Origin of the sequence: Pseudomonas sp. GLN_2 (assembly GCF_043106005.1) — a bacterium.
GTDB classification, from domain to species: Bacteria; Pseudomonadota; Gammaproteobacteria; order Pseudomonadales; family Pseudomonadaceae; genus Aquipseudomonas; species Aquipseudomonas alloputida.
Map to the genome: position 1 here is coordinate 238,606 of NZ_JBICMC010000077.1, position 11,635 is coordinate 250,240.

At 62.4% G+C, this 11,635-nt stretch carries 9 protein-coding genes; 4 read left to right on the forward strand and 5 right to left on the reverse strand.

Annotation, left to right across the window (positions count from 1 at the left end; translation table 11 throughout):
- Positions 1 to 34 precede the first annotated feature (34 nt).
- Complete coding sequence (locus ACF8Q6_RS18030; protein WP_392491915.1) at positions 35 to 1,483, reverse strand: aldehyde dehydrogenase; 1,449 nt, start codon at positions 1,481 to 1,483, stop codon at positions 35 to 37.
- Positions 1,484 to 1,558: 75 nt separating this feature from the next.
- Positions 1,559 to 2,389, reverse strand: coding sequence for a p-hydroxycinnamoyl CoA hydratase/lyase (locus ACF8Q6_RS18035; RefSeq protein WP_010954234.1), 831 nt, complete (start codon positions 2,387 to 2,389; stop codon positions 1,559 to 1,561).
- A 197-nt stretch (positions 2,390 to 2,586) separates the two neighbouring features.
- On the opposite strand from ACF8Q6_RS18035, the gene ACF8Q6_RS18040 reads away from it, so the two are divergent.
- Both ACF8Q6_RS18040 and ACF8Q6_RS18045 read left to right on the forward strand, forming a co-directional pair.
- On the forward strand, positions 2,587 to 3,057 hold the full coding sequence (locus tag ACF8Q6_RS18040; protein WP_392491916.1) for a MarR family winged helix-turn-helix transcriptional regulator: 471 nt from the start codon (positions 2,587 to 2,589) through the stop codon (positions 3,055 to 3,057).
- 99 nt (positions 3,058 to 3,156) lie between these two features.
- The gene (locus ACF8Q6_RS18045; RefSeq protein WP_392491917.1) at positions 3,157 to 4,281 is read left to right on the forward strand and encodes a mechanosensitive ion channel family protein; all 1,125 of its coding nucleotides are present in this window, start codon (positions 3,157 to 3,159) and stop codon (positions 4,279 to 4,281) included.
- A gap of 78 nt (positions 4,282 to 4,359) precedes the next feature.
- On the opposite strand, the gene ACF8Q6_RS18050 is transcribed toward ACF8Q6_RS18045, so the two are convergent.
- Entirely contained in the window at positions 4,360 to 7,407 is a 3,048-nt protein-coding gene (locus ACF8Q6_RS18050; RefSeq protein ID WP_392491918.1) for an aminotransferase class III-fold pyridoxal phosphate-dependent enzyme, read from the reverse strand.
- Between the two features lie 143 nt (positions 7,408 to 7,550).
- Here ACF8Q6_RS18050 and ACF8Q6_RS18055 point away from each other — a divergent pair, with 143 nt between their 5' ends.
- Positions 7,551 to 7,991: an Lrp/AsnC family transcriptional regulator gene (locus ACF8Q6_RS18055; RefSeq protein WP_004374903.1), complete on the forward strand. Its 441-nt coding sequence runs from the start codon at positions 7,551 to 7,553 to the stop codon at positions 7,989 to 7,991.
- A 40-nt stretch (positions 7,992 to 8,031) separates the two neighbouring features.
- Here the strand turns inward: ACF8Q6_RS18055 and ACF8Q6_RS18060 are convergent, their stop codons facing one another.
- Complete coding sequence (locus ACF8Q6_RS18060) at positions 8,032 to 8,649, reverse strand: dTMP kinase (RefSeq protein WP_012052227.1); 618 nt, start codon at positions 8,647 to 8,649, stop codon at positions 8,032 to 8,034.
- A gap of 226 nt (positions 8,650 to 8,875) precedes the next feature.
- On the opposite strand from ACF8Q6_RS18060, the gene ACF8Q6_RS18065 reads away from it, so the two are divergent.
- Positions 8,876 to 11,419 carry an HWE histidine kinase domain-containing protein gene (locus ACF8Q6_RS18065; protein WP_392491920.1) on the forward strand — a complete coding sequence of 848 codons (2,544 nt, stop codon included), beginning with the start codon at positions 8,876 to 8,878 and terminating at the stop codon, positions 11,417 to 11,419.
- Between the two features lie 126 nt (positions 11,420 to 11,545).
- Here ACF8Q6_RS18065 and ACF8Q6_RS18070 read toward each other — a convergent pair.
- A partial coding sequence (locus ACF8Q6_RS18070; RefSeq protein WP_232856785.1) for a hypothetical protein occupies positions 11,546 to 11,635 on the reverse strand: 90 nt, incomplete at its 5' end.

An 11,635-nucleotide genomic window follows, 5' to 3' on the forward strand; every position in this document is an offset into this window, starting at 1 on the left:
CGGTCATCTTGCCAGTGGCCTGGGCCTGCCGCGGCTAGATGGGATAGTGACGCGGGCCGTGCTGGAGGGTGACCCAGCGCAACTGGGTGAACTGATCGATGGCCGTGCGGCTGCCGAAGCTGCCATAGCCGCTGGACTTGACCCCGCCAAACGGCATCTGCGCTTCATCGTGAACGGTCGGGCCGTTGATATGGCAGATACCCGACTCCACCCGTTGAGCCAAGGCCAGGGCGCGGCTGGTGTCGCGGCTGAAAATGGCCGATGACAGACCGAACTCCGAGTCGTTGGCCAGCTGCAGCAAGGCTTCGTCGCCTTCGGCGCGCAGTACCACCGCCACCGGGCCGAAGGACTCCTCGCGGTACAGGCGCATGCTGGCATCGACGTTGTCGAGCAAGGTCGGTTGCAGAATGCTGCCTTCCAGCTGGCCGCCGCTGACCAGGCGCGCGCCCTTGGCCACGGCATCGTCGATCAGTGTCTTGATGCGCTCGCCGGCCGCTGCGCTGACCAGCGAGCCGAGCACCGAGGTGCTGGCTTGCGGATCACCTGCACGCAGCCCGGCGATCTTCACCGCCAGCTTGTCGACGAAGGCGTCGGCAATACGGCTGTCCACCACAAGGCGCTCGGTGGACATGCAGATCTGCCCCTGGTTGAAGTAGGCACCGAAGGCCGCCGCTTCGACCGTGGCGTCCAGGTCGGCATCGTCGAGCACCAGCAAAGGTGCCTTGCCGCCCAGTTCGAGCAGGGCCGGCTTGAGGTGGCGGGCCGCCAGTTCGCCGACGATGCGCCCGACGTGCGTCGAACCAGTGAAGTTGACCCGGCGTACCGCAGGGTTGGCGATCAGCCGCTCGACGATGGCCGGGGCATCCTGCGGCGCATTGCTGATGACATTGACTACGCCGTCGCCGATGCCTGCATCGTGCAGCACCTGGCCGATCAGCCGATGGACCGCCGGGCTCAGCTCCGAGGCCTTGAGCACCACGGTGTTGCCGCAGGCCAGCGGCATGGCAATGGCACGCGTGGCCAGTATCACCGGGGCGTTCCACGGCGCGATGCCCAACACCACGCCGCAGGGCGCGCGCAGGGCCATTGCGAAGCTGCCAGGGACGTCCGAGGGGATCACTTCACCGGTGATCTGCGTGGTCATGGCTGCAGCCTCGCGCAGCATGTTGGCGGCCAACTTCACGTTGAAGCCATACCAGTTGGCCATGGCCCCGGTTTCACCGGCGACGGCGATGAACTCGGCGGCCCTCGCCTGCAACAGATCAGCGCCTGCCAGCAAGCGGCTGCGCCGCTCGCCCGGTGCCAGGGCGGCCCAGGCCGGAAACGCCGCGCTGGCAGCAGCCACCGCGGCATCGGCATCGGCCAGTGTGGCGGCGGCAGCCTGCGACACCACCTCGCCAGTCACCGGGTTACAGCGCTCGAAGGTTCGTCCATCGCTGGCGGGGCGCGACTGCCCGCCAATCAGCAAAGGCACCTGCAACATGCTCATTCCTCTTGTTGTCGTTATAGAGAAATACCCGCGGGCTTTGGCGCGGCACACCGTCGCCCGCGGTGCGACTCAGCGCTTGTAGGCCTGCAGGCCTGGCTTGATGCTCTTGTCGTCGAGGAACTGCTTCATGCCCTGCTCGCGGCCGCCAGTAGTGTCCAGCAGGCGCGACTGGTCGAGCTTGGCGTAGAGGTAGTCTTCGTTCTGTTCCCAGGTCAGCTCGCGGCAGCGCTTGAAGCCATTCTTCGCGGCGCGCAGCACCACCGGGTTCTTTTCCAGCAGGTTCAGCGCCAACTCGCGGGTGGTTTCACGCAGCTCGGCCAGCGGCACACTGTCGTTCACCAGGCCCATCTCGGCAGCCTTGCGACCATCGAAGGTCTTGCCGGTCATGATGTAGTACAGCGACTGACGATGGCCAACGGTATCGGCCATGGCCTTGCTGACCAGGTTGCCAGGCGGAATGCCCCAGTTGATTTCCGACAGGCCAAAGGTCGCTTCGTTGGCGCAGATCGCCAGGTCGCATGCCACCAGTGGGCTGAAGCCGCCGCCGAAGCACCAGCCGTTGACCATGGCGATGGTCGGTTTGGCATACAGACGCAGCAACTTCCATTGCCATTGCGAGGCTTCGCGACGAATCTTTTCCTGGAGGATTTCCGGGCCGGCGTCCACCTCGCGGAAGTACTCCTTCAGGTCCATGCCGGCGGTCCAGGACTCGCCGGCACCGGTCAATACCAGCACGCCAGCGTCAGCGTCCTGCTCGAGGGTTTCCAGCACGTCGACCATTTCCCGGTTCAGGGTGGGGCTCATGGCATTGCGTTTTTCCGGGCGATTGAGGGTCACCCAGGCGATGCCCGCTTCCAGTTCGACCTTCACGGTGGTCCAGCGGCCTTCGTATTTGCTCATGGTTCTGCACTCTTGTTGTTCGAGGTGATGGGGCCACGCTAACGGGTCATATTAGTTATGTCAATTAACCATTAACAATTTTATCTTTGTCCCGGGGCTAGCCGCGCTGCCTTTTTCCAGAACCTCTCTAGCCGAATCGCATAAGGACAGGCAAAATAGGTAACTTTATTACCCATGATCGAGGAGCATGAAACCTGATGGCTAGGTCTGCCCGTAGTACCGACGACGCTTGCGTGGCTGCTCCTGTGGGAGAAGGGGTGCTTGAAGACTTGATCGGCTACGCCTTGCGACGCGCGCAATTGAAGCTGTTTCAGAACCTTATTGCCCAGCTCTCGGCCCATGACCTGCGCCCGGCCCAATTTTCCGCCCTGGCGATCATCGACCAGAACCCCGGGCTGATGCAGGCCGACCTGGCGCGTGCGTTGGCAATCGAACCCCCGCAAGTCGTGCCAATGCTGAACAAACTGGAAGAGCGCGCGCTGGCCGTGCGCGTGCGGTGCAAGCCGGACAAGCGCTCGTATGGGATTTTCCTGAGCAAATCGGGCGAAGCCCTGTTGAAGGAGTTGAAGCACATCGCCGCCGACAGCGATCACCAGGCGACATCCAACCTCTCGGATGACGAAAGGACTGAACTGTTGCGGTTATTGAAGAAAATCTACCGGGACTGACTCAGTCAACCCCCGCGTGGTGAAATCCGATCGACCTGTTGCGCCTCTTTGACGTCCCAAGAAAGCACCTTGGCAAATCAACCCAGAGGCGAGGTACTCATGAACGACCGCATCATCGCGTTTTTCACCGACACCACCCTATTCGGCATCTCCATTCTCAACCTGCTGGTGGCGCTGACAGTCGCCACCGTAGTCTTCCTGGTCGCCCGTGCCGCCATCAGTTTCCTGATGCGCCGGGTACGGCGCTGGTCCGAACACGAAGGCCCATTGAGCCAGATAATGGCCAAGGTGCTTTCCGGCACCAGCAACGTTCTGTTGTTGCTGGCCTCCTTGCTGGTGGGCCTGAGCATGCTGGACCTGCCCGAGCGCTGGCTGAGCAGGGTCAGCAGCCTGTGGTTCGTGGTCGCTGCCTTGCAGATTGGCCTGTGGGCCAACCGCGCCATCGGCCTGGGCCTGAGCCGCTACTTCGCCCGCCACCGTACGGACGGCCTGAACCAGGGCAGCGCACTGGCAACCCTTTCGGCCTGGGGCGCGCGGGTCCTGCTGTGGTCAGTCGTAGTGCTGGCGATGCTGTCGAACCTGGGGGTGAACATCACCGCTTTCGTCGCCAGCCTTGGCGTGGGCGGCATCGCGGTGGCGCTGGCTGTGCAGAATATCCTTGGCGACCTGTTCGCTTCGTTGTCGATCGCCGTGGACAAGCCGTTCGAGATCGGTGACTTCATCGTCATCGGGCCCCTGGCGGGCACCGTTGAACACGTTGGCCTCAAAACCACACGCATCCGCAGCCTCGGCGGCGAACAGATCGTCATGGCCAACGCCAGCATGATCAGCAGCACCATCCAGAATTACAAGCGCCTGCAAGAACGTCGCATCGTGTTCGAGTTCGGGCTTTCCTACGACACGCCCACCGAGGCCGTGAAGAAAGCGCCAGCCATCGTAGAAGACGCCATCAAAGCCCAGGAGCAGGCGCGTTTCGATCGCGCTCACCTGCGCGGCTTCGGCAAAGAGGCGCTGGAGTTCGAGTGTGTCTACATCGTCCAGGACCCAGGCTACAACCTTTACATGGACATTCAGCAGGCGATCAACTTCAGGCTGCTGGAGCGGTTCTCGCAAATCGGCGCCAAGTTCGCCGTGCCGGTGCGCGCGATCAAGGTCACGGCATTGCCAGAGGCCTCCGGCCCGCATGGCCAGGCTCGCGAAGGCCTGAGCATTAGGGGCGCTTGATGCTGGCAACCTGCCCGGCTCGCCAGATAGGTGCACCGCAGGGCGTGCACATGCGCACGCCCTGCCCGCGCTGAAACGCTATTTCAGCGCCGCGGTGAAGCTGTCTTTCAGCACCTCAAGAAGGAAGTCCGCATTGGCCCGGCTGAAAATCATCGAAGGCCGCATTTTCAGCACGTTGTCATGCGGGCCTTCGGTGCCGATCAACACGCCGCGCTCCCGGGCACCATCAGCCACTTTTCTGGCCAGGGCCGTGGCTGGCGCCTTTGACTTGCGGTCGGTGACCAGCACGATGCCGAGGAACAGGCCCAACCCGCGCACATCGCCAATCACGTCGAATTGCTGCTGAAGCTTGCGCAAACCCTCGAGCAGGTAATGGCCGACACTCAAGGCGTTTTCTTTCAACTGGTCGCGCTCGATTGCATTGAGTACCGCCAGGCCCACCGCGCATGACACTGGGTTACCGGCGAAGGTATTGAAATACTCCATGCCGTTGTTGAAAGCATCGGCAACCTCGCGCGTGGTCACTACCGCCGACATCGGGTGGCCGTTACCAATGGGTTTGCCCATGCTGACGGCATCCGGGACCACGCCCTGGGTCTCGAATGCCCACCAGTGGCTGCCGACCCGGCCAAACCCGACCTGAACCTCATCGGCCAGGCACAGCCCACCTTCGGCGCGCACCATGGCGTACACCTCCTCAAGGTAGTGTTCGGGCAAAAACACCTGCCCCGCCACGCTGGGGATCGATTCGGCAATGAAAAACCCGGGGCGCTTGCCTGCCTTGCGCATGGCATCCAACTGCTCTGCCACCGACTCGGCAAAGCGCTTGCCGTGCGCTTCCACGGGCCAGTGCTCAGGCGCGTAGTAGCTGTCCGGGACCACGGCCTCGTAAACATGCGACGCCCTGCCCTTGCCCGCCTTGCGCTTGTACTTGTAAGGGCTCAGATCGATCAGTTCCTGCGTGGTGCCGTGGTAGGCCCAGTCCAGCACGATCGCCTGATCACTGCCTGTGTAGTTGCGCGCCATACGCAGCATCAGGCTGTTGGCCTCACTCCCCGAGCAGCCAAAGGACGCTACGCAAAGGCCCTTGGGCAAAGTGCCGGTCAGGCGTTCGGCGTATTCGACGATGTTGTCGTGCAGGTAGCGGGTATTGGTGTTGAGCAGCGCAGCCTGGCGGGTCAGGGCTTCGACCACGTCGGGATGACTATGGCCCAGGTGGCACACGTTGTTGAAACAGTCCAGGTAGGCCCGCCCGAAGTTGTCGATCAGCCATACGCCATCACCGCGCACGAACTTGATCGGGTCGGTGTACGAAATGGACAGGTTGGGTAGCAGCAGTTCCTTGCGCCTGGCAATGATCTGGGCCTTGGTCATGCCCTGCTGGCTGTAGGTCTCTGGCGGGATACCGGCCACGGCCGAGGCGTCGGGAAACAGGTCGGCCCACGCTTCGCGGTACGCGGGCTCACCCACGCCAATGACCTCGCACGCGCGCAACTGGGTATCGGTGACCACCTGCAGATGCAGGTGGGGGATCCAGCCGCCGTTCTCGTGCTCGCTGCCCATGTAACCGACCAGGTCGCCGGCTTCGAGCTTGTCACCGGCCTTCAAACGGCTGAGCGCCTCGTGGGCCATGTGCCCCCACAGTGTCAGAAATGGCGGGCAACCGGGCGGGGTATGCTCGAGCATCACCAGGCCGCCATAACCCAGCGGGCCTGGCTCGACCTCGACGCTTCTGACGGTGCCGGCAATCGGTGCGTACAGCGGCGTACCCGCTGGCATCAGCAAATCTACCCCCACATGCAGGGTCCGGTGCTGCCCCTTGATGAAGCGAGACTCAAAGGCGCTGTCGGTATAGACGGCACGTACCTCGCCCCATGGCCCGATGCCCAGCGGGGCCTTGTGCGCGGCAGAGCATTCATTCCACCACCGCGTCGCATCTGCAGGGCGCTGCTGGGCCGAGGCAATGGTCATCTCATGGCTGGCATCGCCAAACGGCGCGATGACCTTGTCCAGAATGGCGGCTGACGGTCGCACCAGGTCGGCAAACGACTTGTGGTTGTCAGCAATCCAGCGGCGGACTTCCCCCGCACCTTCGACGGCATCGAAACCACAGGCCTTGCGCAAAATGCCGGTGGCCAACCGTGGGTTCATCGAATCGAGCTGTTCCAGTAGACGCCAGGCAGGCGCTTCACTGATCGCCAGGTAAGGGTTGTCGTCGGTCTGGTCCTGCCGGGAAGCGGAGAACGTGACGCTGATGACCAAGCGCATGGCAATCAGGTTGAACAACACATCGAGCTCTTGCGCTTGCAACGGGTACTTCTCATGGAAGCCGGCCACCAGCGCAGCAGCAGCGCCGATCGGGTCGTCCATGTCGAGAATGGCGTAGGCGCTGGCGATTGCGACCTCGGCAATCAGAACGGTGTGCACGGCATCGCCAAAATCGATGAAGCCAGTCACGTTACGGGGCGTTTCGGCATCGACCAGGATGTTCCAGTCGTTGGCATCGTTGTGGATCACCTGGGCCCGAAGGGACGCCAGTTCAGGCTGTACCGTCTGCTCGAACCGGGTGATGAAGCGCTCGGCAACGGCCCGGCGATCAGGGTCCTTGATGCAGTGCAGCCGCGAACGGGAGCGCGCAGCATGGCGTAAGTCCCAGTCCAGGTCGCGGACTGCGCCCGGGTGCATGAAGCCCTGCAGCGCACGGTCAAGTTCACCGAGTGCCTGGCCGAAGTTTCTCATCAGCGCCAGGGAGCGTCTGGCCTTGGCAAGTGGCGTGCCGGCCAGCCAGCTGACCAGGCGCACAGCGTGCTGTTCACCGGTGCTGCTGGCCACAGACGGCAGGTAGTCGCCCGTCACGCTGGCCCGCAGGTGTGGTACGCCCAAATGCGCGCCATGCACGGCCAGGTGGTCGAGTAGCGCGGTTTGAAACTCGCTTTCTACCCTGGGCTCGCTGGCATTGACGATTTTCAGTATCCAGCCTGCATCTACGCCAGTCTCCAGGCGATAATTGCGATCACGCTCCCCATCCAGAGGCGTTGCAGTGCCGGTGACATTGAAGAAATCTTTTGCAAGCCCCTCTGCATCGCTTGCCGAAAACCGAGGTGCCGGGTGGGAAAGGTCTGTCATATCATCAGGTTCCGAACGCGCTGATTGTTTTTCAATAGCTTGTCATGCGCCGCCGAAACGGACACCCTGCATACGGTCGGGCGCAACAGGCATTATGCCGGTCCCGACCGGCATTATGACGGCAAGCTTATCAAGGGGCTGCAATGCGTGACCTGGACGCTAAAGATCGCGAGATTCTTGAGGTACTTTCGAAGGACGCGCGCATTGCGCTCAAGGCGTTAGCCGGCCGCATCGGCCTTTCCCGAAGTGCCACGACCGAGCGTGTCGCCAACCTTGAACGCAGCGGGGTCATTCGCGGTTATCGCGCTGACATCGGCGAAATAGACGCCAACGTGATACGCGCGATCTTGCTGGTGACGTTGCAGCGCACGCCTGCCATGGGGCTGCTCGACCAGTTGGCAACGGACGCGCGCGTACGGCGGGTGTCGTCGGTGAGCGGTCAGCTCGACCTGGTGGTTGAAGTGGAGACCCGAACGATCGACGACCTCAACCAGGTACGCGACAACGTGGCACGTCACGAATCAGTGGATGACATTACCACGTCGGTAGTCCTGCGCCGTGATATCGACCGCCAGGGCGCCTGATACCTGCAGAGGCAGTAGATAGGCCATACTCACCCAAGCCTCACAGGTGTCGAAGCACGCCCTGAATCTCGCGAACGACCTGCCGCGTTGCCTCGTCGACGGTCCCTTCATTACGGCACAGCACCCAGCCTTGCTCCGCAACCGCACGCTCGAACGCCTCGGTACAGGCAACCTGTTCATCCAGGTTATGGATCACCGTACTGCCCAGCCCACGCGTGCGCGCCGCGGCCCTCGCCCACGAGGTTTCAGGCGTTGTGACAACCCCGACATGCAAATCGGGCACTTGCACGTTTCGTTCGAGGTTCAGGCGCAGGATCTTGTCAAACGGCACTGTGCGGCGAAACGCAGCGTCAGAGGGGTACCAGCGGTCAATCAGGATGATGCTGTCAGCGGGCTGCCTGGGCAGTACATGTCGGGAAATCCAGGCTCGGCTTTCAGCGAAGCGTTCGCAAACCTTGAACTCAAGGTCCTGGCAAGGGCTTCTGGAAAGCTGGTTGACCAGGGCCATGGTCTCACCCCGGTGAGGATCATTCTTTCTTTCGCAAAGGCGGATCACCTTGTTCCCGTCCAGCCGTAATGCTTGAGTGACGGCCTCCAGCAGCGTGGTCTTGCCGGTACCCTTGGGCCCATCGATGGAAATAAACAGCGGGCGGTTCATCTTGCAATACCAGTTGGCTCAAGCGCGGGATAAGACCATTGATCGTAGCTGCGTTCAAGCGATTCTCGACGGGAGTACATCCGTACTCCATGCTGTGATCAAAGCATTGCCTTGGGAATGGACCGGCATTGCCCGACCTGCCATCCCCAAGGCGTGCAATGCCTGCTAGGCTGACGGACGATGGCGGACCTGCAGCCCGCCTCCCCTTACCCACAGGCACGGGCCAATGACCTACAACCCCCACGTTAACCTGACCAACTGCGACCGGGAGCCCATCCAGATTCCCGGGAGCATCCAACCCCATGGCTGCCTGCTGGCCTGTGATGCCTCGGCGACCGTGGTGCTGCGCCATTCGGTCAACGCCCCACAGATGCTGGGTGTAGCAAACGATATCAATGGTCAGAAACTGCACGCGGTGCTGGGTGACGAGGTCACGCATACGCTTCGCAACGCACTTGCCCGTACCCGAGATGCCTCGCGGCCCGCGCTCAGTTTCGGCGTGACACTGCCCAACGGCGAGGCCGTCGACATCGCCGCCCACTTGTACAAAGGCACGGCAATCCTCGAATTCGAGCCCGCCGGGGCGAGCATCGCCGAACCGATCGAGCTGGCCCGCACACTGATTGCCCAACTGCGCGAAATCGACCAGACCCACAAGCTGTTCCGCGACGCCGCCCGCTTTGTCAGGGCGGTGCTCGGTTACGACCGGGTGATGATCTACCAGCTGGGAGCCGACGGTGCCGGCAAGGTGGTTGCCGAGTCCAAGCGTAGCGACCTCGAAAGCTTCATGGGCCAATACTTCCCCGCCTCCGATATCCCCCAGCAGGCCCGCGCGCTCTACCTGCGCAACCCGATCCGGGTAATCTCCGACGCCCAGTTCAATACGGTCGCCATCAACCCGGTGCTCGACCCCTCGGGCGAACCGCTCGACCTGTCCTACGCGCACCTGCGCAGCGTCTCGCCGATCCATTGCGAATACCTGTGCAACATGGGCGTGGGCGCCTCGATGTCGATTTCCGTCATCGTCAATGGCGAGCTGTGGGGAATGATTGCCTGCCATCACTACGCACCGCGCACGCTGGCCATGGGGCAACGTGTGGCCGCCGAGATGTTCGGTGAGTTCTTCTCCCTGCATATCGAGACCCTGCGTAGCCGGCAAAAACTCGAAGCCGCCGTGCGCATCCACAAAGCCCTGGACAGCCTGCTGCGCGACGCCAACCAGGCGGCGGACATTGATGGGTTCTTCCACGCACGCCTGCCCCGGTTGATGTCGCTGATTCCCTGCGACGGCATCGGCATGTCGCTGCTAGGCCGCTGGTCGTGCGCAGGGCTGGCGCCGCCCCAAACGGCCGTGCCTGATCTGCTGCGCCTGGCAGACATGGTCAGCGAAGGCCGAATCTGGGCGTCCAATCGCCTGTCGACAGTGCTCCCGTCGGCCCAGGCGTATTTTAATGATGTGTCGGGTGTGCTGATCGTCCCGATGTCGCAACACCCAAGGGATTACTTGATCTTCTTCCGCAAGGAGGTGGTCGAGACACTCGATTGGGCCGGGGACCCGAACAAGACCTATGACAGCGGCGCATTGGGTGATCGCCTGACGCCCCGCAAGAGCTTCGCCATCTGGAAAGAAACCGTTCACCAGCAGTCGCTACCCTGGACCGAGCAGGACCGCCAGTTTGGCGATGCCATCCGTACCGCTATCGTCGAGGTGGTGCTGCACAACAGCGAACTGCTCGCCAGTGAACGCGCCAAAGCCGACGTGCGCCAGCGCATGCTCAACGAAGAGCTCAACCACAGGGTCAAGAACATCCTGTCGCTGATTGGTGCACTGGTTGCCCATCCGACCCCGGAGAGCCAGACCCTGCAGGACTATGTGGCAACGCTCAAAGGGCGTATCCAGGCCTTGTCGTTGGCCCATGACCAGGTGGTGCGCGGTGACGGTGGCGGGCGCCTGGCGAAGCTGCTGGAGGCCGAGCTTTCTCCCTATCGCACGGCTGCCGACGTGATCGAGTTGCAGGGCCCGAACGTCATCCTCGATGCGCGCGCGTACTCGGTCATGGCGCTGGTGCTGCATGAACTGGCCACCAACGCGGCCAAGTATGGTGCGCTATCGCGGGCTGGCGGCAAGCTTTCGGTGAGCTGGGCAATCGACGCCAGCAACGCCTGTGCCGTCAGTTGGCGGGAAAGGGGTGGGCCAACGGTACGCCCGCCCAGCCGCAGCGGCTTCGGCACGGTGCTGATCGACCGCAGCATCCCGTTCGACTTGGGTGGCACCAGCGCAGTGGAATATCACCCCGAAGGCCTGCAAGGCTTTTTCAGAATCCCGGCCAAGCACCTTTCCGTAGCCGAAACGGCAGAAACCGCTCTCCCGGCCACGCCTCTGGCCCGTGCAAACGGTGCGCTTGCAGCGCGCTCGGGCTTGTGTGTGCTGATACTCGAGGATCAACTGGTGATTGCAGTAGGCCTGGAGCAAATTCTCAACGATGCGCAAATCGAGGACGTGATCACCGCCAGCTCCGAGGACCAAGCCATGCAACTGCTTGGTAGCCACAAACCGGACGCGGCAATACTGGATGTCAACCTGGGCACCGGAACATCCATTTCCGTAGCAGATGAACTGGTTCGCCGGCAGGTCCCGTTCCTCTTTGCCACCGGCTATGGCGACGGCATCAGCATCCCCGAGCACTTGCAGCATGTGCCCATCACCCGCAAGCCTTATGACGCCAATGCCATTCTGGCCAGCCTGCAAGGTCTGCTTGAGCTGGGGTGAATGGGATACAGAAGCAGCCTTGTATTGCGAAAAGGCCCGTAAAGCCGACACATTACCGTCGGCTATACGGGCCTCTTTGCAGCACCAGGCCGCGCCGGCAAAAAGACGGCGCCGGCCTGTCAGGGCTTACACCGCCAGCGCGCGCTCACGCAGCTCGCTGTTGAGGATGCGGTCGTTCTCGCTGTAATCGACCGGGCAGTCGATCACGTGCACACC